We start from the raw sequence: 23,901 nt of genomic DNA on the forward strand, positions 1-23,901 counted from the left end.
TTATAGATTTTTTGGTAGAAGTAAAAATATATGGGGGTTTAATTTCAAATACCTCCCAATTTTAAGAGAATTTTGATGGGATGGACCATATTATGTGAAATAAGGGTTCAGGAGGCGCATGAGGGATTTGATTTGCCGTAGGGCATTTTGGTTTTTGACCCTGTCCGGCACTGATATTGCGGTTAAACCGGGTTGGGACCCGACTCTTCAATGGTATACAGGTTTATATTCTTGCCGTTATTTAAGACGGGTATACGGGCAACGTGTTTGGTTTGGTAGATCACGGGTAGCGAGACGAGTTCCAACAGTTGGTTTGATACCAAAATATCGAACCCCTGCTTACGGCACTCCTTTTCCATATGGGCCGTTTCGTATAGGGCTTCCCCATGAAAAACGATCTGACTTTTAACATCGCCTACTTCACCCCGAATTACCTTCCCCAAATGAATGCTCGCCCCAAATTCCGGAATATGGCTGTACTTGACCAGGTACTTTTCCTTTTGCCTTTCAATTTCGTTTTTGATGTAAAAATAACATCGAATACAGTTGGCATTTTTAAGCCCCTTTTTAACGGACCAACTGATGACCACTTGATCACCCACATATCTGTAGATTTCGCCGGAGACCCCTAAAATACATTGGGTTACGTCTGAATAGAATTCTTTTAGAAAAGTATAATACCCCAATGAACCCATTTCTTCGGCCAATTGGGTAGAAGATTTCTGATCCAAGAACATAAAAATCCGTTCTTCTTCACAAGGAAAATGATATTTGCCCGTCAGGAAATTCAGGAACACCCCTTGCCCCATTTTTCTGCTTATCTCCCTAGTAAAGATTATTGCGCTGACCGAAAGGAGGCTGTACAGTACAATTACCTTGAAATCCCCGTCATACAAAAAGGTCTGAAAACGGGCCGATTTAAAATTTTCATACATGCCCACGCCGTAGTACCAGGCTTCGTTGAAGTTCATGAGTACCAAAATCAAGAAAATAAAAAGGAAAAAGTAGCTTGTAGATTTCACCAAAACGGTGCTTATGAATGAAGAGCGAAGCTTCATGGGTCCCAAAAGGTATAGTTCAAATAAGGCCACTAGGACGCCGCCCAATATCCCGATGGAAATCCCGTTGATAAGGGCAATTGGACTGTCCATGCTGCCAGCGCATAGGGGGTACAAAAGCCCTAATAGGAATCCCGCTATGGTAATATAGCGTACGGTTCTTTGGTTCCTTTTTTTACTGGCGTCGAATTTCATAGCGCGTATAGATCGGTTAAAGGTTTTTCCTTTATCACGTAAAGTTCCATAGGCTCCTTCTTTCCCTTTAACTTGATTTCCCCGCAGGAAGCGGGTTCATAAATGGGTGGAAGACCCAGTCTGTTTTTTAGATGGGCAGAAAGGATCAGTTCCTGCTCCAATAGCTCACATTGGCCCTGTATCCTGGAGGTGGTGTTCATTACGTCCCCAAAATAGACTACAGGACTCTTAATTTCCCCGAGTTCTCCCTGAATGACATTTCCAATATGATAGCCTGCCGCTAATTTTGGCACAAAACCATAAGTATGGTAGTAGTGCTCCCTGTTTTCCCATATTCTTTTTTTTGCTTCGTAAAACGTACGGATACAGTTTGCATTGGGAACACCTTCCCTGGGCGTCCAGGAAACTACCACAAGGTCATCAACGTACTCATAAATGCTTCCCCTGTGCTCAAGAATCGGCTCAGTGATGTCGTGGAAAAAGTCCTTGATAAATCTATGAAAGTCCAGTCCCAGGACCTTGTTTGCGATTTGATCCGAATGGCGGACACTTAAAAACATAAAGACCCGTTCGATCTCCTTGGGCTTGTAGTACTTTCCGGTAATCATCCCCCACATCACATCCTTTCCTATTTTTCGGCTCATCAGGATACTAAAGTTGATAATAAACGCAAATACAACGGTGTAGACAATGGCTACATTAAAATCCTGTTGGAAAATGTAATATTGGAATTCCTCGCTGACCAAGACCTCCTTAAAGCCCATATCCTGGCGAATCATTCGGGATACAAGTAAAACCAAAAAGACGATTACGGTGATGAATGCGATATACAGTGCAGTGCGAATCCCCACGAGGTACAAAAATTTTAACCTTCTGCCCCTTTTGGTGAATACGTAGAATTCCAAATAGGAAATAAGACCGCCTACCAAGATTCCTATGATTATGGTGTTTATATGCGGATATAAGACCTGGTACCCATCTGAGAAAGAGGAATATACAAACCCTAGAATAGCCCCAACAAGGATAATGCGCACTATGGCCCTTCTTCTCCTTTTTTGGCTTATTGTGGATGGCATATGTGGTACTTAAATGCTTATAAAGCGGCTTTTTCGGATTCCTTTGCGTAGGGGGAGTAGGTAATTTAGGATTATTTTTTCAGTTTTTGGCATATTTTATCATGTGCTAACATGATTCCAAATCCAGTATCCCGTTGTTTTACCATTTTGAGCGAAGGACAAAGTTTTTCAGGGTTGAAAAACGGATATACCGCATAGGAACTTAAAAAGGCAAGGTGTTTCTGGCATCGGAATGGTTTTCATGGTATACATACGAGACTCTGCAACAAAGAGGATAGAGGTAATTTTAGGCTAAAACCGCGAAACTTAAATTTTGTACACATTTTCTTTTTCCGACATGCTCCTAAAATAATTAAAATGTGCAACGGTACTGGGTTTTAAAATATTGGCAATACTGTAAAAAATGGCATTTATCATGCAATATGCCCCTACCATGCTACCAAAATAGAAACTATTGGTACTGTTTATGAAAATGTGGTGATCACTATATTCCAAGAGCGGGGATAGGCTACTGTCCACTATGGAAATGGTTGTGGCTTTTCGCTCTTCTTTGGCAAATTTTAAGGCGTTAATGGTCTGATTCTGGCATTTGTCCAAGCAAATTGCGACCACGACATCGTCCTGGGAGAAATGGGCCATATTAAGGAAAAGTTCCCCATGATATTCCGTACTGGCATGGATTTGGGGAACAGCCGAACGGCAAATGCGTTCCATATAGTTTGCCACCATACCAATATGGCCCAAACCAATGATATAGGTTTGCTTGGAGCCAATAATTGCGTTCGCAATGTTTTCAATGGTGATAAAGTCAATGGTGTCGTACGTTTTTTGCAACATCATTATATCGCCCAGAATGGCGTCTTGCGCTACTTTTTGAGGGTTGGAGTGCGCCTTTACTTCCTTGATCATTCCGCTAAAAATGGAGTCTACCCTTGTAAGCTGTACTTCTTCCTTTAATAGCTCCTTAAGTTCGTAAAAGCCATTGAGCCCAATGGATTTGCACGCTTTGACCACGGTAGCCGGATTTATTCCAAGTTTGTCTCCAAGTTCTTCCATTCGCATTAAAACGACTTTATCGGGATAATCCAATGCGTACTGAATAACCAATCTCCTTTTCTTCGGAAGTCCGGCCAGGTCTATGTCCTTTAATGCTTTCATAGGTTGCAATAAACGAAATTTTTCACACAATTTAATAAAAAAACATTACCAATATTGCTTTTGTAAAAATAACACTATGAATATTGTTAATCAAATATTTTTTTTTATTTTCATCTAATCAAAGTCTGTTACTCCACTAACGGACCCAGTAAGAAACCACAGTTTCTTTAAACCGACCTTCATGATTACATCGCTTATGGTGTGCAAAATGAAATAATACAGCAAAATATGTCCAATAACAGGTGGAGCAATAAACTCTCCTTTATCATAACAACGTCGGCTTTCGCTATTGGTTTGGGCAATATTTGGCGCTTTCCTTATATAGCGGGTGAAGGAGGCGGTGGTGCTTTTTTGTTGGTATATCTGATACTTATGTTATTGGTGGGCCTCCCTATTTTAACGTTGGAGATCGCCCTGGGACGCATGGCCAAAAGCACGGTGTTGATAGGCTTGGGAAGATTGAGCCAAAAACCCATGTGGAATGGCTTGGGATGGCTGGCCGCTATTTCCTGTTTACTGATCATGAGCTTTTACGTCATGATCATGGCATGGATTGTAATCTATCTTGTTGAATGCCTGTCTGGAAATATAACCGCTCTACCGGCAAGTGAGGTCCCGGGACATTTTGATGGTATTGCATCGCAACTGGTACTGGTAACTTTGGTTGTCCTAGGGATTTTATCGGCGGCATTCTTTGTGGTAAGACAAGGCTTGCACGCCGGCCTTGAAAGATATACCAAGCTCATGATGTTGGGACTTTTAATGATCATTGTTGGTCTGGTGATCTGGGCAGGGACATTGGAAGAAGCGGTAAAGGGGTATCAATGGTTGTTGATGCCAGATTTTTCCAAACTGAATTTTAAAATGGTGATGAGCGCTTTGGGGCAGTTGTTTTTCTCCATTGGCGTGGGCATGTCGGTGGCTTTTGTTTTTGGCAGTTACACAGACAAGAAGGAAAATCTAATAAGCAGTACCCTGTGGATCGTAATTGCCGACACTTTTTTCGCGATACTTGCCGGGTTAATGCTCTTCCCAGCGATTTTTAGTTTTGGACTTTCCCCGGATTCCGGGCCCAGTTTAATTTTTGTTACCATGGCCTCCGTCTTTAACAAATTGGAATACGGTAGGACAGTGGGGACCATTTTCTTCTTGCTGCTGTTCTTGGCAGGATTTACTACCTTGATATCATGTGTCCAAGGATTGAAGGATAGCGTCAAGGATAGATTCGGGTTTTCCCATATAAACGGTTCGGCTTTGGTCATCTGTATTATAGGACTATGTGCTATCCCGGTTGTTTTTTCCTATTCGGGAGATCCCATACTCATTTTTGGAAGAACCATTTTTAATTTTTTGGACTTTTTGACCACTACCGTTTTATTACCGTTGGGCGGGTTGCTTATGGTATGGTTTGCCGGTAGGGTCGTGGGTTTCGATAAACTCAGGGCGCAGTTGTTGTTCGGTACTAAAAATGTGAGAATACATGGGTATTGGAAGTTTGTACTGTTATGGGTATTGCCCATTTTGATTTTGGTTATTTTACTGAACGGCCTGTTGGGCAATTAATTTGTAAATGTTACAGATGAAACGGGAACACCGAGACATCCAGAAGACCATAGCCATCCTAAAGGATTTGGTGGCGTTTTCCGTTTTGGGCGGTGACAGTAATTTGTCCATTGCGGGTTATATCATTGACTATTTGGAGGAAAACCAAATTAGCTTTCATAAAGTAATGAATGACAGGGGAAACAAAATGTCGGTTCATTGTCGTATTGGACCTGCACGTGATGGTGGTGTAGTGCTTTCGGGGCATATGGATGTTGTTACCACGGAAGGACAACATTGGACAAGGCCAGAATTTACACTTACTAGGGAAGAGGGAAGATTGTATGGCAGGGGAACAACGGATATGAAGGGCTTTTTGGCTTGCTGTCTGGCCATGGTTCCGACCCTAAAGAAAAAAACACTGGTCAAACCTATATATTTTGCCTTTTCCTATGATGAGGAGATTGGCTGTTTGGCGGGCCCAGATTTGATACGGGACATGAAGAGAGCGTATGTCGAAAGACCTGCATTTGCCATCATTGGGGAACCCACCTCCATGCGGACCATTACGGCAGAAAAAGGGGTGGCCTTTTTTGAGACCGAAGTGGTCAGCACTGCGGCCCATAGTTCGCAAGTTAGAAACAGTTTAAGCGCTATCGAGGAAACAACCTATTTAATTCAATGGTTATTGAAAAAAATGGATGACTTTATCGACGAGGGAAATGTAGACCCCCGTTTTGACCCTTCCCATACAACCATACATATTGGAAAAATTCGCGGCGGTACGGCCACGAATATCGTAGCCGATCATTGTCTGTTTGAATGGGATATCAGAAATATACCAAAGGATTCCATTGAAAAGATAAAAGAATCCTTTGAAGTATTTTGCATGCAACGAATTGCCAAAAACAAAACCGTATTTCCGGATTTCAATATTAGAACAACGGCCAACTTCCCCATTGTACCCGGTTTGGATACCCCCCTAAATGAAGAAATAGTGGCATTGGTAAATGGACTTACCCATTCCAAAGCGCCGGGAACTGTGGCCTTTGCGTCCGAAGCCGGGCAATTCTCCAAAGAAGGTTTTGAAACCGTTTTATGTGGCCCGGGAGATATGGAACAGGGGCACACCGCGGATGAATATATAGAGGTGACGCAGCTCAATACATGCCTCTATTTTTTGGACAGACTGGCAGATTGGGCCAAAATGGAGCATAAACACGAACAGAAGAATGAAAAAGTATGATGTTTTAGTTGTTGGCGGTGGAATATATGGCATTACGGCAGCGGTTGAGCTGGCGCAAAGAAGGTATTCCGTTGGCTTGATCAATCCGGATACCATTCCGCACCATTTGGCAGCCTCCACGGACGTAACTAAGGCTGTCCGTATGGAATACGGATCGGACAGGGAATATTTTCAGATGGTTGAACTTGCCATTGGGAAATGGTTGGAATGGAATGACCTCTTTAGGGAAAAGCTCTATCATGAGGTAGGTTTTTTAATGTTGTGCAAGGACAAAATTGAAAGTGATAGGCATACTTTCGAAAAACATAGTTACAAAAACCTATTGGAAGCGGGATACGCTCCAGATCGCTTGGATGCCGACGGCATAAAAAGGCGCTTTCCGGCAGTGAATACAGCAGAATATATCGATGCTAGTTTTAATGCCAAAGCAGGTTATGTGGAGTCTGGTTTGGCGGTACAAAAACTGGCAGAGTATGCTCGGACCTTGGGTGTTGCCATACATGAAGGTCAAACTGCGGAAAGTTTACTGGTGACCAAGGGTGTGCTTCAAGGGGTAAAGACCAAAGAAGGTGAAACCTTTCAATGTGGTCATGCACTGCTTGCGGCGGGGGTGCATACGCCCTTGCTCCTACCTGAGCTGCAGCCGTATATGAGAACTACCGGACATCCGGTTTTTTGGCTTAGACCCAAGGACATCACCAACTTTGTACCTCCTAAATTTTCGGTATTCACCGCTGATATTTCCAATTCGGGCTGGTATGGTTTTCCATTTTTGCACAAACAGGGTATCGTTAAAATTGCCAAACATTCCAATGGAAAGGGCATTCACCCAGATGATGATGACAGGCAAATTACAGATGTGGAAGTTGCCGATATGCGCTCGTTTGTAAAAATGACCTTTCCCGAGTTGATTGATGCACCCTTGGTATATACCAGGAGATGTCTTTATATCGATACCTTGGATGGACACTTTTGGATAGACAATCACCCCGAAATAAAGGGGCTATCGATCAGTACGGGAGGAAGCGGCCACGGCCTTAAAATGGGACCGTTACTTGGGCCAATGGCAGCTGATGTAATAGAAGGAAGATCACATCAATTCTCAAAAAGACACCGATGGAGACATCTTACTGGCACGACCGACCAGGTAGAAGAAGCAAGGTATGTAGTTAACAGAAAATTATAACAGTTATGCAAGCAGGTAAAATAATCCAGCAATTTATGGAGGCCTATAACAGAAGGGATGCGGAGGAATACGTTTCTTACATGCATCCAAAATTTACGGCCTATCTTTATGATACGAAGCAAGTGCTATGCTCCAATATTGAAGAGGCACGGAAGATCTATACAAAACGATTTTCCGAAAACCCAAATATATATGTCACCACCTTAAATAGGATCATTAATGATAATGTGGTGGTAGATGCCCAATTTATTGAAGGTTTTGATGGCGGTCAGACCATTTTGGCGACCTCCATTTTTGAGTTGGAGGACAATTTGGTAAAGCGCGCTTCCTTTGTAAGAAGGATCTTGAACAACCTAGAGGAGTTGATGTTTTAAAGTAGGACAACCCAGTCCAAAATAAGGTTCATGTTAAGAAGAACGATATGAAATACGACCGATACCAAGATGAAGAAATTCTAAAGACCCAGATGAAACAGGGGGATGAGAACGCGTATGAATTTTTATACAGGACGTATTACGCGGAATTATGCAGTTATATGTTCGCTATAGGCGGCAATGATGTTCAGGCCGAAGAAATTGCCCAGCAGACTTTTATAAAATTGTGGCGCAAGCGGGACAGACTTTTTATCCATGGAAGCTTAAAAAAATACATTTTCAAGGTAGCGTATCACCAATATATTGACGTAGTCAGGAAGAAAAAAAAGGAACACCAACTTTTGGAAGAATTAAAATATGAAGCGATCATTGAACTGTTGGAAAGCAATCCGGATGGTCTGAATGAAAAACTAGGTATTCTGGAAACAGAGATCAACAAGTTGCCCTTACAATGTAGAAATGTGTTCCTGCTAAGTAAAAAGGACGGATTAAAATATAAAGAGATAGCGGAACAACTGGATATTTCCATTAAAACCGTTGAAAGGCATATGGCAAAAGCACTTAAGAGATTACGCGACCGCTTTGATACCACTACCGACCCCTCACCTGCAATACTCTTTTTGGCCATACATAGAGGGGTGTTCAAGGAGTAAAAACTTCGATTCTTTGAGGATTGGAGGGCTTTTCTGTTAAAATATGGGGAATATAGTGGGGGTATTCCCAAAATTGTACGTCTCTCTGTAAAGAAAACGGTTATTATTCTAAAATGATGCGATCCAATATCAAAAAGATCATTGTAAAATATATGGATTCCGATACCACGGCAGAGGAAGAAGCAATGCTCTTAAAATGGCTGCAATCTGGGGAGAACCGGGAATTTTTTAAAAGATATGTCAAAACGGAATCCCTGATCAAGTCCCAATCCAAAAGATTTGACGAGGACAAAGCGTTTAAGGACTTCCTTTTTCAGATAAGAAAGGGGAAGAGAACGGCAAGAATATCGCGTCTCTTAAAATATACCGCCGTGTTCGTAGGGATTTTACTTATGACAGGTCTGATGGTTTTTAACAACAAGGATGCCGCCCTCCAGATCGACCCCAATGCGGTAACCTTGGAAATTCATTCCAAAAATGTCAGATCAATTTTATTGGAAGGAAGTAGTTCCGTGATACGAGTTGCCGGAAAGGAACTGGGAAGCTTACAACCAGGTAGTTTTATATATTCGGATAAAATTGCGAACAACAAAACACCCTTAAGGCATACCCTCAAAGTTCCTTATGGTAAAAAGTTCCAGGTAACCCTTACCGATGGAACCATTGTTCACCTTAACTCAGGCTCCGTTTTAGGATATCCGGCAAATTTTGAACCTAATGGTAATCGTGAAGTCTATCTTGAGGGAGAGGCTTTTTTTGACGTATCCGAAAATAAGCACAGCCCCTTCATAGTAAACACCCAAGGACTTCAAACCCAGGTTTTTGGAACGGAATTCAACATATCTGCCTATACCGATGATGAGATTGCCGAAGTGGTTCTGGTGGAAGGGGAGGTAGGTGTAAGGAGCCGTCCCAGCGATAAGGGGTGCAATGGGAACTTAACAAGATTGACGCCCAATCAAAAAGCGACCATGGGTTATAAAAAGGAGGGGGGTATTACGGTTTCCAATGTGGACGCCGCTGCATATACCCTTTGGAGGAAAGGAATTTTACGTTTTGAGAGCGATGATATGGTAAGTATCATCAAAAAACTGGAACGCCATTTTAACCTTACAATCGTTAATAATTGTCCTGCCCTGGATACTCGCTTGTTCACCGGCACTTTTGATATTGAAAGTGCAGAGGAAATCCTAGGAGTGATTCAGGCCCATACACCTTTTGCATATACCAAAAGTGATAAAACCATTATTATAAACACAATCGATTAGTACATGTCTATGAAGAAGTTTAAAGAGACCTTAACGAACGGATTAACAACGACTAATTAAACACTCAATGAAAAAAAAATCAACACTACAAAAAGGCTGGACAAACCTAAGAGCAGGCTTGAGCATATTGCTTCTTTTGGTTTTTGCCAATGCCAATGCCAATGTTGCCCCTTGTGGGACCAATGATCTACTATCCCTAAAGCTGGAAGACGTTCAACTTAGACAAGTCTTTGAAGAAATTACAGAAGTAACGGGGTACAAATTTTTTTATGAAATTTCGGAGATAGACCTCGATAAAAAAATTACACTGAAAGCCGATGGAGAGTGCCTTGAAAAGGTGTTGACGGATCTGTTTAAAAGTTCGGAAATGCAGTTTAACATTATTTCCAAGCAGATAGTGATTCGCAAGAAAAGTTTCAATGCAGCTCCCCCCAAAAAGATCAAAAACACAAAGACAACCCCCAAAACGGTGGAACAGGCTTCCATTTCGGGTTCGGTATTGGACGACGGTGGCCTCCCACTGGCCGGTGCAAGTGTTTTGGTAAAGGGAACAGCCATAGGGGTAATTTCGGATGTTGATGGAAACTTTAGCTTGACCCTGCCCTCGGGTTCAACCATTTTGGTAATTAGTTATATTGGGTTTAGGACGCAAGAAGTGGATGTTTCCGGCCAAAGTACCATTACCATAACCATGGCCTCGGACGCGGCTTCCTTGGACGAAGTGGTTGTGGTAGGTTACGGTACACTTTCTAAGAAAAGGATAACAGGTTCGGTCGCTTCCGTGTCCCCGGAGAAGATTGTACAAATACCGGTTTTAACGGCAGAAAGTGCCCTGATAGGTCAGGTAGCGGGGGTCCAGGTTCAGGAAATATCGGGTGAACCGGGTTCTAGCCCCAGCATTAGGGTGCGTGGTTCGGGTTCCATTTCTGCGGGAAACGATCCTTTGTTCGTTATAGACGGCATACCGATCTCCAGAAACCTTACCTCTTCCGGGGCCTTGGGCGGAGTGGCAAGGAGAAGGTCGGCTTTTCAGCCACCACCGGTCAATCCACTGGCGACTTTAAACCCCAATGATATTGCTTCCATTGAAGTGTTAAAGGATGCTTCCGCAGCCGCTATTTATGGATCACGGGGAGGTAACGGAGTGCTGCTCATTACAACAAAGAAGGGCGCTGCCTCCGATAAGGGCGTTTTTTCCTTTAATTCCTTTGTTAGCCTACAAACCGTTGCCAACAAACTTGATTTAATGAATGCTTCGGAATTGATAGATTTTACTAGGGACGCAAGAAACAACAACTATCTTTCCTCAGTGCCCGGAGCATCAATAGATGATCCCATAGGCCCGGGAGATAGGGGCGATACCAATTTTGAAATGCCAGAATCCTTTATCAATTGGGACGGTACGGATACCGATTGGCAAGATCAAATATTCCAGACAGGGGTTACACAGAGTTACAATTTCTCCTATGCCTCCCCAATTCAGAATAAAACGAGTTTTTATGCGTCTGCAGGGTATTTCACCCAGGAAGGTATATTGGAAAAATCACAGTTTGACAGATACAATCTGTTGTTGAACCTTAATTCGCAACTGACCGATAGGTTGAACCTTGATGTTAGGATAGCCCCCACCGTTACGGAGAATCAGAGATTACCGGCCTCGGCACCTTATTTTGCAAGGCCCCCAGGGGTGGTGTATTCGGCCATTGTGCATTCTCCCACGGTACAACCCTTTAATGCGGACGGTACCATAAATCAAACAAATAACCAATCTTTTCTAGGTGGAGGTACCACTACAGCAAGTAATCCCTTGGCGATTATTGAAGCGGTAGACGATAAAATCTTTCAATTTCAAACAAGAGCGGCGCTGGGTCTTTCCTATGAGATACTGCCCGAACTTACCTTCAAGACTTTCGGAAGTACGTATATCAATATATTTGAACAAGATTTTTTTAGGGGCAATTCCTTGCTTTTCAGGAATGCTACCGAGGGAGAATCCTATGCACAGGCCACCTCGTCTACCGAGACCAACTGGCTATGGGAGAATACACTCAACTGGGAAAAGGAGTTCGGAGATCACTTTGTCAATGCGCTAATAGGGTATACCGCCCAAAGGGACAATATTACCATAAAGGAAGTATTGGCAGATAATTTTCTGGATGACCTGGTCACCACAATAAGTGGAGGGCAGGTGTTTGCCGGAAATTCCGTTAGGGAACAATGGACCTTGGCCTCCGCACTGTTCCGGACCAATTACAGCTATAAGGATAAGTATTTGTTTACCGGTACGATCCGTTCGGATAGGTCGTCACGTTTCGGCAGTAACAATCAAACAGGGTATTTCCCTTCCTTCTCAGCGGGATGGCGTGTTAACGAAGAGGATTTCTTAGCCTCATCGGATGTCATTTCGGAGCTAAAATTGCGCTTTAGCTGGGGACAGACCGGAAACTTCGAAATTCCAAATTATGGCGCAATAGGACTGTTGTCTGCCAATAATTACAACCTTGCCGGTAATGAAGTAAACGGTTTGGTACAGTCTACTATTCCCAATCCCGAACTAACCTGGGAAAAGTCCCAGCAAACTAATTTTGGTCTGGAATTGGGATTGTTCAATAACCGGGTATTTTTACTGGCGGATTATTACAATACAAAAACCTCGGACCTCCTGTTAAATGTTAGTATCTCATCAGTTTCGGGATTTCTTACCACCTTGCAGAACCTAGGGGAAGTAGAGAATAAAGGTTTTGAAATAGCCCTGCGTACCAACAACTTTGTTGGTGATTTTTCATGGGACACCGATATTAACCTATCCACGAACTCAAATGAGGTACTTTCCTTAAATGAGAACAACGAACCTATCTTTTCTGCGGGTAGTGCCGGTGTTAGGCACGTTACGCGCGTAGGAGATCCCATAGGCAGCTATTATGGCTACGTTGTGGATGGTATCTATCAGACTCCGGAAGAGATTGCCAGTGCGCCTGTCGATACACAGGCACCCGATCCCTCACCGGGAGATTTCAGATTCAAGGACATCAACGGAGATGGTGAGATTACACCCGACGATAGAACAGTTACCGGAAGTTATTTTCCCGATCTTACCTGGGGTATTAACAATAGATTTAGTTATAAGGGGCTCGATTTAAGTTTCTTGATTCAGGGTATAGAAGGCAATGAAGTACTAAACTTAACATCAAGACATTTAAAGAACGGGGAAGCCAATTTTAATTCCTATGCGGTTTTCAATGATCGATGGCGCTCTCCCACCAATCCTGGAAATGGAAGCATACCGAGAGCAGACAGACAAACCGGAAACCATGGAAACAATAACAGGCCATCTTCCTTTCAAGTAGAGGATGGGTCATTCATCCGGCTGAGAAATGTAACTTTGGGATATTCCATTCCAACAAAAAAGTTGTTCGGTACAAGTGTGGATAAGTTAAGGGTCTATATGACCGGGACCAATCTGTTTACCATTACAGATTATCTGGGATACAATCCGGAGGTCAGCAATATTTCCACAAACAGTCTTACCCCAGGTGAAGATTATGGGGCGTATCCTTTGACCAAATCGTTTACGATGGGTATTAATCTAACCTTTTAAAACAAAACTTAAAAAGATGAAAAATAGAATAATTATACTGTTAGTTATAGTTCTTTTTTGGGGATGCAGCGAAGAGTTTACGGAATTGGCACCTATTTCCAATAGAAATGAAGCAGATTTCTTTAACGATACAAGTGATTTTGTAGCTTCCTTAAATGCCAGCTATGCCGGATTGCAATCTGACAAAGTTTATGGACGGGCGTATTGGACAATGTTCGAGATGCGCGGCGATAATACAGATCAGGGCCCCGATGCCACTGGTCTTGCCAGACAATTTTCAGAAATAAACGCCTTTACCGAAGATCCCCTAAATGAGCAGGTAGGTGCTGCATGGGAGGGATCCTATTTGGTAATTGCCAATTGCAATGTAATTCTCGACAGAATAGATCCGGTGGAAATAGAGACCGGTCTAAAAAATAGGATTATCGGTGAAGCCCTTTTTCTAAGATCCTTAATGTACTATCATTTGGCCGTGGCGTTTGGAAACATTCCCCTTCAATTGACACCTTTTGTCCCCGGGGATGAATTGGTGCAGGTAGATGCTAGTACGATATATGCACAGCTCATCACCGATCTAGAGACGGCAGAGGCCAATTTACCAATAAGTTATTCGGCCGCTGATCTGGGAAGGGCTACCAAAGGCGCGGCGGCCACCCTATTGGCCAAAGTATTGTTGACCGTTGGTCAAAGCGCTGCAGCTGAAACCGTACTAAGACGAATTGTGGATAACTACGGGTACTCTCTTGTGGGCGACTATGCCAATTTATGGGGTACAGCAAATGAGAATAACCAGGAATCCATTTTTGAGGTACAGTATCTAAGTGGCGGAATAGGCCAGGGGAGTGCCTTTTCCAACGAGTTTTCCCCTAGTGCTATATTACAGACCGGACAGGGTTTTGGAAGAAACCGACCCACTGCTACAATGGAGAATGCATATGAGGCGGGAGACCTTAGGTTTACAATATCTATGGGGACTTCCTGGATCAACGAGAACAGTGAGACCGTGATACAAAACTTCGTACGAAAATATGAGAGCGATCCACCCACAGAGAACGACTCCGATATTAATTTTGTTGTTTTTCGCTATGCAGATGTACTGCTTATGTTGGCCGAGGCATTGGGCGAGACGGCCGAGAGTTATGCTTTGATAAACCAGGTAAGAACGCGTGCAGGACTTCCGGACATAGATGCCGCCACCCCAGGAACATTTGAAGAAAAACTGCTTAAGGAAAGACAGGTAGAACTTGCTTTTGAAAACCACCGTTGGGCAGATATCAAAAGATTCGGGGTCGTTGTTCAAAAGCTTACGGAAGCAGAACCGCAAATAGATGCCAGTGCCATTAGAAATCTGTTTTTTATACCGCAGCGCGAAATGGATATCAATACCAATTTTGTACAGAACAGTAATTAATAGTAAACTTGATGGAGTTAGTTTGGTCGGCGCCCGAATCATGAATTTTCCTGCTTACCTTTTTTGAAAAGGCTTTTGCAGCTATTGATTTAATAATGTAACCACACCTTAAATAAAAGATTATGAAAAAATATATTGTTATTATTTGTGTTATTTATGCAGGCTTTGGCCAAGTGCACGGGCAGGAAAACGACGATGCAAAGTTGAACATTATTGCCATTGGGGCACACCCGGACGACTGCGATTCCAAATTTGGTGGTACCGCGGCGCTTTTTGCGAAAATGGGACATAACGTGAAGTTTTTGGCACTTACCAATGGCGATGCGGGTCATCAGAGTATGGGCGGAGGCGTTTTGGCAAAAAGAAGACGCGCCGAGGCAAAAAAAGCCGGGGAAATACTTGGGATCCAATACGACGTACTGGACAACCACGATGCCGAACTTATACCCACCCTTAACGTGAGGCATCAGGTAATCCGGAAAATAAGGGAATGGGACGCCGACATTGTTTTGGGCCTTAGGCCCAACGATTATCACCCTGACCATAGAAATGCGGGAATCGTGGTGCAAGATGCCGCCTATCTGGTAATTGTACCCAATGTAACTCCCGATACCCCACCCTTGAAAAAGAACCCCGTCTTTTTATATATGAAGGATAACTTTAAAAAACCCTACCCCTTTTCCAAGGACATAGCAGTGGTCATCGATGAGGTAATAGATACGAAAGTGGCGGCCTTGGCAGCACATGATTCACAGATGTTCGAGTGGTTGCCCTGGGTCAGCGGTGCAGATATGACACAAATACCTTCGGGAAAGACCGAGAGATTGGCCTGGTTAAAAGAACGTTGGGCAAGGGAAAAAACATGGACCGATAGCGAAAAAGAGGCCATAAAAAAATGGTATCCCAATACGGATATTTCCAAGGTTAAACATGTAGAATTTTTTGAAGTGTGCGAGTATGGAAAGCAGCCCAACGAGGAGGAGATAAAAAAGCTCTTCCCCGTAATAGGGAAAAAGTAACCGTAACATTCAATAATCCTTAATATCCAAAAGCCAGTGACCACTTCAAAAAAGTATTTTCATATCATTGGATTGGTTATGCTGATATTCTTTGTGATATCATTCATAACCAATATCCTTAATTCCATAATTTTTGATGTAAAGAACAGTTTTGACCTGAGTCTTACCCTGACGGGATTATTGCCATTCGCCTTTTTTATAGCGTACGGGGTAATGTCCATTCCTGCAGGGTTTTTATCGGAGAAGTACAGCAGCAAGTCGCTTTTGTTCATGTCCTTTCTGATAATGACCCTTGCCTCGCTGGGATTTGTTTTTTTTCCCGGTTATGTAGTTTTTAGCATAACGTTGTTTGCTTTGGGTTGCTGTATGGCCGTGCTGCAAGTGGTAATCAACCCCATGCTGCGGGTTGCTGGAGGGGAAGAACATTTTGCCTTTAATTCCGTTCTTGCCCAATTGGTATTCGGTCTGGCTTCCTTTGCCAGTCCTTTTCTTTATAAATACTTGGTCAATGAAACATCGGCCACCCAGGGATTGGCCAAGGCACTGAGAAGCCTTGTTCCGGTTAATTTACCCTGGGTTTCCCTATACATTGTATTCTCGTTTATTGCCTTTGTTCTAATGATATCGGTACTGTCCGTAAAATATCCCCGATTTGAAAGACAGGCCGATGAGAAGGCCGGTGACTCAAGGTCCTATTTAGACCTCCTGAAAAACAAATGGACCTTGCTCTATTTTTTTGGCATATTCTGTTATGTGGGGGCCGAACAGGGGATAGGAAATTGGATTTCCCAGTTTCTGTTCGAATACCACGGTTTGGACGCACAGACCATTGGCGCCAATACGGTGGCTTACTTTTGGGCAATGCTTACCGTAGGTTGCCTTTTAGGACTGCTGCTGTTAAAATTTATTGATAGTAGAAAGCTTTTGATCGGTGCCACATTAATTTCAATAATCTGTTTGGTTATTGCGCTGTTGGGCACTTCGAAAATGTCGCTACTGGCATTTCCCATGGTTGGTTTCTTTATATCGGTAATGTGGTCCATTATTTTCTCACTTGCCCTTAATTCTGTAAAGGAACATCATGGATCACTTTCTGGAATTTTGTGTACCGGTATCGCAGGAGGAGCTATCATTCCCTTTATCATAGGAGGACTGGGCGAGATCTTGGACTTGCGATCCGGGATGTTTTTCCTGTTGCTCCCGTTAGGGTTCATATTTTCCATCGGTTTTTGGTCAGACCCGCTGGTTAACAACAAAACCATCAGTATTAAAAAAGGAAATTAGAGAAACGGCCATGGAAGTATTGGGTGTTGATATAGGTGGTACGGCTATGAAAATTGGCAACGTACTTGGTGATGACATTCTAAGGATGTCCTATGTTTCGGTAAACAGGGAATTGACCGCGAAAGAGACCTTGGCAAGTCTTTTTAAATGCCTAGATGAGCGTATTGAGGCTGAAATCAGTGCCATTGGGGTGGGCGTGCCAGCGGTGGTAGACCCCGTCAAGGGAATTGTTTATGACGTGCAGAACATTCCGTCGTGGAAAGAAATACCACTGAAGGAGATGCTTGAAAAACGCTACGAAAGACCTGTCTATATTAACAATGATGCCAATTGTTTTGCCCTTGGGGAAAAATACTTTGGCAAGGCTAAAGCCTTCAGGAATTTTGTGGGACTGTCTATTGGTACAGGTCTGGGTATGGGAATAATAATTGATGACAAATTGTACAATGGCGTACTTTCCGGGGCAGGGGAACTTGGAATGGTAGCGTATAGGGAAGGTATATTGGAAAACTATGCCAGTAGCTTCTTTTTTTTAAAACATTATAAAATGAGCGGTAAGGAACTATATGAAATGGCAGGTGAAGGAAATAAAAGGGCATTACAGGCTTTTAAGGAATTTGGAAGCCATTTGGGGGAGGCTGTCAAGAACATTTTGTACATGTATGCGCCAGAAGCCATAATCTTTGGGGGGTCAATAAGCAAGGCCTATCCCTTTTTCAGAAAATCGATGGAGCATGCCCTAAAATCCTTTGCCTACCCAAAACAACTGGAAAATCTAGAGATAGAGTGCTCGGACTTACGGGAGTCGGCAGTTTTGGGTGCCGCTGCGTTATGCCGACAAATTTAACAACGACCAAAAAATGAGAAAAAATATACTGATTCTTCTAGTTTTCTGTTATCTAAAAGCGCTGGCAGTAACACCCAAAAAAGTTGAGATTACCATCGACAATAATAAGGAAGGAGCCCCTATAACATTGGGAATTCCCTTTCCCATTGGGGAGCTTGGTTCTATAGATAATGTTCGCCTGCTGAGCAAAACAGGAAAGGAAATTGCCTGTCAGACCACTGAGGTAAGTACGTGGGCTCCCGTTGACGACAGTATTAAATGGATCTGGGTATTTTTCTTTTCGGAAGCGTCCAACGATTACATATTGGAATACGGGGAGGGCATAATCACCAAACCTCCTGTAAAACGCATAGTATCTACCAACAATATGCGGCCATCCGGGGGCATTAACGTAAATACAGGACCACTTTTCTTCACCATAAACAAAAAGGGCAATGGTTTTCTGGACAAGGTGTATTTGGATTTGGATGGGGACGGCAAATTTATGGAGGAAGAACTCCTGGCCTCTTCAGAGGATAATCATAGAGGCACTTTTTTGGATATTTTGGATGATGCGGGAATAGATAACTCAAAAGCGGTCATCAATGAGGTCTTTAGGGAAAAGGGATCGGGGCCCATGCATACCATTTTTAGGATAGAGGGAACATATCATTACAATAAGGAAGACAATAACCTTTCCCCTTTTACGGTAAGACTACATGCCTATGCCGATAAATCATATATTAGGGTACTGCATACCCTGACCTATACGGGAATTCCCGATAAGCACAAAATGCAACAAGGCGAGCACGCCAATATAGCCACGCAGAACAGCAAAATACTCTCCGAAGATACCACCAATGATCCGGGATGGACGCAACCCAATGATAGAATTTCGGGCTGCGGACTTACCTTAAAATATCATTTGAGCAGCGATGTGCAGGTTACCATGCCAGTTACGGAAGGCGGTTGGTACGATGAGAAGGCCCAAGTGAAGCTCCAACAATATGAATCCCTGGGTACGGAAACCTGTGGTGTAATGCAGACAGGGCCTGAGAGAACCATTGAGGAGCAATTTTCGTCCGCAACAACGCGGACCAAGGCTTTTGAAGCATCAATTTATAAGGGAGGTAAAATGGTAAAGGAAACCCAAAAGGCCGAGGGATGGACCAATATTTCGGATGGATCAAAGGGTATCTCCATAGGAATAAAAAACTTTGTAAAAGAATACCCCAAGAGTTTGGAAATCGACCCCAAGGACCTGACCATTACAGGGTATATATGGCCATCAAAGCACGGCCCGATGAGCTTTGCCAGAAAGGACACCAAACCGGATGGCCAAATGCTCGACAATTTTGCGCAAGGCACGGCCAAAACAACAGAATTCATATACTACTTTCACAAGGGCAACGACACCGGTGAAATTAAAAAAACCATGGATTATGTGTTGAAAGCCCCCGTTGCCCATGCCTCCCCGGAATGGTATATGGGTTCCAAGGTATACGGAAATATGGCTCCGGTCTCAAAGAACTGGCCCGAATATGAAAATGCCCTTCAATACAAGTACCATTGGTGGTCTTATAACCAACAATGGCAGCCATGGTATGGAATGTTCAACTACGGGGATGGGAAAACCCATTATTTTGGGGATAAATGGTTTCAATGGAACAACAATGAACCTACGGTGGATTTTATGTTATGGACCAATTTTATGCGGACCGGAGATCCCAAGTATTATCATTTGGCCCAGGGCATGAGCAGACATACCATGGATGTGGACAATATTCACTGGCCCAAGAAACGAAATTATGTGGGCCAGATCAATGATGCCATTGATTTTTGGGATTATAAGGACGAACCGGAATCTACCCCTTATCTGGGAATAGGAAGAAGGCACGCACGTGAACATTGGCATGCACTGTTAAGTGCCCACGTCTGGATACAAGGATGGATAGCCTCTTATTACCTTACTGCGGACCAACGTGCTTTGGAAGTTGCCAAGATGACCGGTGACACTTACATAAGACACATTTGGGGAGACCATGATCTTAGAGGTAGACGATTGTATTTATCGGTACTTAATTTGGTAGAGCTATACGATGCCACAAAACTCAAAAAATACAAAATCGAACTGGACGAGCGAGTGGCCACTATTCTTGCGTTACAGCAAGAGCAAGGGGGCAACCTGTTGTTGGATAGATTTGGGTACAGCCAGACCTATGTGGCCCAGGGATTGTACAAATATTACCAAATAACAGGAAATACCGAAGTGAAAAAAGCACTGCTGACGCATGCCCGATGGGTTAGGGACGTACCTCCGTTAAACCATGAGATGGAGTCCTATCTGGCTACTATATATCCGCTACTTATCGGGTATGAGTTTAGCCATAACCCAAGTTTTTTACAAGAAGCGATAGAGCGTTCAGAAGTATTGAAGGTTTCCGATTTACCGGAAAAGGATACGGCTTTTTCAAACCAAAAGGAATATAGTGAAGCCTTATTGGGGGTGTCCAACCTTCCAAAAAGTTCCAAGGGCTTCACCAATTGGGAAATCAACCAAGGCCTAAGGGTCTTTGGATGGACCCATGCCTATAATATCCCCTATTTGCTGTATTGGCTTGATGAAGAATCTGGGACACAGAAATAAGCTAGTATCACAACTTCAAAACAAAGAAGCTCGCAATTTGCGAGCTTTTATTCTAAGGTAATTTTGATAGCAGTCTTCCGTTTTAAGTTGGGCCCAACCAGATTCATGATAATCCCATAAACGCAACGGTTGACCAAGTGGACCAGGGATGATTATTGCCGAGTGTCCAAATAGCCATTGTTTTGGTTCTTATCTGTATTTAGAAAGAACAAATAATGAGCTATACCTTCAAGGATTCCCACGGAGGCACTGCGTTCTTTGCATAGTGTACAATCCGTCCGTATTATACAGATATTGGTATCTGTTCTTCCTCGCGGTCGGTTGCTATAGCCGGGGTAATGGAAAGCCTTGAGAGCTCATTCCTTGTTTCGTCTGGCATGCTGATATCCATGGATTTTATAGCCGATTCCAATTGATCTAGGTTACGGGCTCCGATAATTGGGGCTGTGATGCTTTCATGCGATTCGACCCACGATATCGCAAGTGCTACGGGATCGTAATCGTTATCCTTACAGAAATTGACAAATTCCTTGGTGATTGTTTGGTAAGTACGGTCCTTATATCGCTTTTGATACATTTCATTAGTTGTAAATCGCCCCTCTTTGGAGTTTTCATTTTCTAAATACTTACCGGTCAGCATTCCCCCTGCCAAAGGGCTATAGGGAACCACACCAAGATTTTCACTTTTTGCCAAAGGAAGAATCTCGGTTTCGCATTGCCTTTTCAATAAACTGTACATTGGCTGAACGCAACTGATAGGGGCATAATGCAGTTGATTATTAATTGAAATGGCTTTCATAATTTGCCAAGCTGCAAAATTGCTGATTCCTACATAAAGTATCTTACCCTGCCTAACGAAGTCATTAAGTGTGGATAAGCTTTCGGTAAGAGGTGTGTCCTTATCAAAACAATGTAGATAATAAATATCTATATATTCGGTTTTAAGTCGTTTCAAGCTTTTTTCTAGTTCTCGAGTTAAGTGCAATCTGCTCAGACCCCTATCGTTTACGCCCATTCCAGTTGGATAATAGGCTTTTGTGGATACTATAACTTCTTCTCGATGCTGTTGCATCAATCCACCTAGAATTTTTTCAGATTCCCCATCGGCATATACATTTGCACAATCAAAAAAGTTGATGCCTTTATCCCTTGACAAACTGTACATTTTCTTACACATTGCCTTGTCGGCACCATCACCAAAGGTCATGGTTCCCAAACAGAGCGAAGAGACCTTGAGCCCCGTATTTCCTAATCTATTATACTTCATGTTAATTTTATTTTTGGTTTAGAACGTTTAAATCCAATTGTCTGAGCAGCGATGCTTTAAAAGAAGAAATGAAGTGTTGTCTCGCTTCCGGAGATAACGCATCCAACGACAAATACGGGTTTAGATCTTCCAATTCAACCAATAATAGCTTTCCATCCGTTAGTCTACAGGCATCGACCCGCTGTATGCCATGCCCCAGGGCGTTCCATTCGATAAATTTAGTCGCAAATTGTAAGTCCTCCCTTGATGGCTTGTATTGCTCCAACACCCATCTTTTTTCTTTGTCAGGGGCGTACAAGGCATATTGAAAATCGGAATCGACAAAGTAAAATGAGACTTCATATTCAAAATCCACATAGGGCTGTACGATATATCCCTTTAAATTCAAATTTGGTAAATCCTGATGGGAGACCTGCTTCATCCCAATTGAATCTGCCCCATTTTTTAATTTCAAAATATACGTTTCAGAAACGGGCAGTTTTTCCATAGCCGTTAGATCTTCAATGGATGGAATCACCGGGTAATTTTCCTTTGTCAAATCAAGCAAGTGTTGTTTTCCCTTCATATCCCCTTTTCCAGTCAGTGCGTTGTATACCAAAATGTTCATATGATCGATCCGCTCCACGAACTTCTGGAAATAATCTTTGTAATAGATAACGGATCCCGTGTTTCTGAAAACAATAATGTCCACGATACTTTCAAAGTCTTTTGAATGGAGTGGGTGACAAATAAGAATTTTAAACGTATCCCTAAGCTGATCTATGATATAAAGATCTTCCTCATAGTACTTTCTGCCTTTTGCAGGGTAATAAAAATCAGTTAAATAAAGGATGGAATATTCTTTTGTTCCCATGTAGCGCTCATTTTAAGTTTTTGGCCATGGTCATGGTACAGCGTGGAGATGCAGTAGGGGTTGACGTAACAGCATAGCCAGAGCCTAGATATAAGTTGATTGCAGCTTTCATTTGGTCCGTTGTTTCCAAAATTAGTTGTGCAGCACCTCTACGAATTGCTTCTCCTTCCAGACTAGCCAACATGCGTTTGCCCAAACCAGTCCCCCGATGCTCCTTGTCCACATACATTTTTCGGACTTTATAAATTGTCTTATTTATTTCCAATAAGCCTCCCGTAGCTACAATTTTGTTCTTATAAGTACACACCAAAAAAGTTCCGTTATCGGTTAGGTAGGTAGCTTCAATATCTTCGATATCCGCTTCGGAAGTTTTTTGGTCGTAAGTGAACCCAAACTCATTGAGTACCTTCTTTACCAATGAGATGATTTGCTCAGAATCTTGATATGTAGCCCTTCTAATTTTCACGACTTCAAGCCACGTTGCCTTTTGTTAAAGCTGTTTACTTTATTTCTATTACCGCAATCCTCCATAACACACCACCTACGACTCCTATTTCTACTGATATCATGGAATAACCATTCACAAGAGCGGCATTTCTTTACCCGGGTCAAGTCTATTTGAGTCATTACATAGATTACCGAGTCATAGATATGGTGTACTAGTTTTTCATAGGGAGGGAGGTTTTTGCGCCAGGCCACATGAAATTCACTACCGTTGTATAGGATTTTTTGTTTTTCTATTTTTTCTTTAAAAAAGGCATTCAAGTGGGAAATGACCTTTTCTGAAGGCTTTTTCTTATCGGCAACAGCAGTAAATATGTTGAAAATTGCCTCGCGAAGTGAATAGAGTTCAGATAGTGTTCCAGAGCCCGTTTTTCTGGTATTCGTTAGCGTGTGCACCAAGTGTTTGGCCTCAAATTCGTCTAGAATTCCGACGAGCTGACACCAAATCGAAAGATTTTCAAAACTGTCTAACCATTCGTGAGGGCTTTTTCGATTACGCCAGCTCACGGTGTTGGCAAAATCAAAACATAACTCACCCCCGATGACTTTGTAGGACCCAGTATAGCTACCGGGATTCATGCTCAATATATTAACCATCAATATAGATTTTACAGGTTAAAATACGATTTTTATTTGTATTAACCTACCATATTACTCTAGAAGGTTAGTTTTTGATGTGACCAATCATGATAATAATCAGGTGGCAAGTCTTCTTACCTCAATTTTGTTAGGGAAT

The 23,901-nt window shown here is 42.7% G+C and carries 19 protein-coding genes; 12 read left to right on the plus strand and 7 right to left on the minus strand.

Annotated features, from left to right (window positions below; translation table 11 throughout):
• Positions 1–182: 182 nt before the first annotated feature.
• The 3 genes from ACRD67_RS12310 to ACRD67_RS12320 all read right to left on the minus strand — a co-directional run bounded on the left by ACRD67_RS12310 (position 183) and on the right by ACRD67_RS12320 (position 3,487).
• Positions 183–1,253 (minus strand): adenylate/guanylate cyclase domain-containing protein, encoded by a 1,071-nt coding sequence (locus ACRD67_RS12310; protein WP_430967452.1) that lies wholly within the window; start codon positions 1,251–1,253, stop codon positions 183–185.
• Positions 1,250–2,329, minus strand: a complete 1,080-nt coding sequence (locus tag ACRD67_RS12315) for an adenylate/guanylate cyclase domain-containing protein (protein ID WP_430967453.1) — start codon at positions 2,327–2,329, stop codon at positions 1,250–1,252. The genes ACRD67_RS12310 and ACRD67_RS12315 overlap by 4 nt, the downstream gene beginning before the upstream one ends.
• A gap of 306 nt (positions 2,330–2,635) precedes the next feature.
• On the minus strand, positions 2,636–3,487 hold the full coding sequence (locus ACRD67_RS12320) for a MurR/RpiR family transcriptional regulator (protein WP_430967454.1): 852 nt from the start codon (positions 3,485–3,487) through the stop codon (positions 2,636–2,638).
• Between the two features lie 228 nt (positions 3,488–3,715).
• Between ACRD67_RS12320 and ACRD67_RS12325 the strand changes: the two genes are divergently transcribed.
• The 12 genes from ACRD67_RS12325 to ACRD67_RS12380 all read left to right on the plus strand — a co-directional run bounded on the left by ACRD67_RS12325 (position 3,716) and on the right by ACRD67_RS12380 (position 20,541).
• On the plus strand, positions 3,716–5,050 hold the full coding sequence (locus ACRD67_RS12325) for a sodium-dependent transporter (protein WP_430967455.1): 1,335 nt from the start codon (positions 3,716–3,718) through the stop codon (positions 5,048–5,050).
• A 16-nt stretch (positions 5,051–5,066) separates the two neighbouring features.
• Complete coding sequence (gene argE / locus ACRD67_RS12330) at positions 5,067–6,275, plus strand: acetylornithine deacetylase (RefSeq protein ID WP_430967456.1); 1,209 nt, start codon at positions 5,067–5,069, stop codon at positions 6,273–6,275.
• Positions 6,262–7,461 (plus strand): NAD(P)/FAD-dependent oxidoreductase, encoded by a 1,200-nt coding sequence (locus tag ACRD67_RS12335; protein ID WP_430967457.1) that lies wholly within the window; start codon positions 6,262–6,264, stop codon positions 7,459–7,461. The genes argE and ACRD67_RS12335 overlap by 14 nt, the downstream gene beginning before the upstream one ends.
• Positions 7,462–7,466: 5 nt before the next feature.
• On the plus strand, positions 7,467–7,835 hold the full coding sequence (locus ACRD67_RS12340; protein WP_430967458.1) for a nuclear transport factor 2 family protein: 369 nt from the start codon (positions 7,467–7,469) through the stop codon (positions 7,833–7,835).
• 47 nt (positions 7,836–7,882) lie between these two features.
• Positions 7,883–8,488 carry an RNA polymerase sigma factor gene (locus ACRD67_RS12345; RefSeq protein WP_430967459.1) on the plus strand — a complete coding sequence of 202 codons (606 nt, stop codon included), beginning with the start codon at positions 7,883–7,885 and terminating at the stop codon, positions 8,486–8,488.
• 113 nt (positions 8,489–8,601) lie between these two features.
• Complete coding sequence (locus tag ACRD67_RS12350; protein ID WP_430967460.1) at positions 8,602–9,756, plus strand: FecR family protein; 1,155 nt, start codon at positions 8,602–8,604, stop codon at positions 9,754–9,756.
• Positions 9,757–9,823: 67 nt separating this feature from the next.
• Positions 9,824–13,354, plus strand: a complete 3,531-nt coding sequence (locus tag ACRD67_RS12355) for a SusC/RagA family TonB-linked outer membrane protein (RefSeq protein WP_430967461.1) — start codon at positions 9,824–9,826, stop codon at positions 13,352–13,354.
• Between the two features lie 16 nt (positions 13,355–13,370).
• Positions 13,371–14,765 carry a RagB/SusD family nutrient uptake outer membrane protein gene (locus ACRD67_RS12360; protein ID WP_430967462.1) on the plus strand — a complete coding sequence of 465 codons (1,395 nt, stop codon included), beginning with the start codon at positions 13,371–13,373 and terminating at the stop codon, positions 14,763–14,765.
• 122 nt (positions 14,766–14,887) lie between these two features.
• On the plus strand, positions 14,888–15,784 hold the full coding sequence (locus ACRD67_RS12365) for a PIG-L deacetylase family protein (protein WP_430967463.1): 897 nt from the start codon (positions 14,888–14,890) through the stop codon (positions 15,782–15,784).
• 78 nt (positions 15,785–15,862) lie between these two features.
• Positions 15,863–17,068 (plus strand): MFS transporter, encoded by a 1,206-nt coding sequence (locus ACRD67_RS12370; protein WP_430968041.1) that lies wholly within the window; start codon positions 15,863–15,865, stop codon positions 17,066–17,068.
• Positions 17,069–17,078: 10 nt separating this feature from the next.
• Positions 17,079–17,915: an ROK family protein gene (locus ACRD67_RS12375; protein ID WP_430967464.1), complete on the plus strand. Its 837-nt coding sequence runs from the start codon at positions 17,079–17,081 to the stop codon at positions 17,913–17,915.
• A 13-nt stretch (positions 17,916–17,928) separates the two neighbouring features.
• Positions 17,929–20,541 (plus strand): exo-rhamnogalacturonan lyase family protein, encoded by a 2,613-nt coding sequence (locus tag ACRD67_RS12380; protein WP_430967465.1) that lies wholly within the window; start codon positions 17,929–17,931, stop codon positions 20,539–20,541.
• 283 nt (positions 20,542–20,824) lie between these two features.
• Here the strand turns inward: ACRD67_RS12380 and ACRD67_RS12385 are convergent, their stop codons facing one another.
• From ACRD67_RS12385 to ACRD67_RS12400, 4 genes are read right to left on the minus strand one after another with little or no spacing between them, the layout of a single operon-like run.
• Positions 20,825–21,808, minus strand: a complete 984-nt coding sequence (locus ACRD67_RS12385; protein ID WP_430967466.1) for an aldo/keto reductase — start codon at positions 21,806–21,808, stop codon at positions 20,825–20,827.
• A 7-nt stretch (positions 21,809–21,815) separates the two neighbouring features.
• Positions 21,816–22,661: a hypothetical protein gene (locus ACRD67_RS12390; RefSeq protein WP_430967467.1), complete on the minus strand. Its 846-nt coding sequence runs from the start codon at positions 22,659–22,661 to the stop codon at positions 21,816–21,818.
• Between the two features lie 7 nt (positions 22,662–22,668).
• A complete protein-coding gene (locus ACRD67_RS12395; RefSeq protein ID WP_430967468.1) occupies positions 22,669–23,127 on the minus strand; it encodes a GNAT family N-acetyltransferase in 459 nt (152 codons plus the stop codon).
• Positions 23,124–23,762 carry a CGNR zinc finger domain-containing protein gene (locus ACRD67_RS12400; protein ID WP_430967469.1) on the minus strand — a complete coding sequence of 213 codons (639 nt, stop codon included), beginning with the start codon at positions 23,760–23,762 and terminating at the stop codon, positions 23,124–23,126. The genes ACRD67_RS12395 and ACRD67_RS12400 overlap by 4 nt, the downstream gene beginning before the upstream one ends.
• Positions 23,763–23,901 lie beyond the last annotated feature (139 nt).

It is taken from the genome of Eudoraea algarum (assembly GCF_050589645.1).
Lineage (GTDB): Bacteria > Bacteroidota > Bacteroidia > Flavobacteriales > Flavobacteriaceae > JBNGOQ01.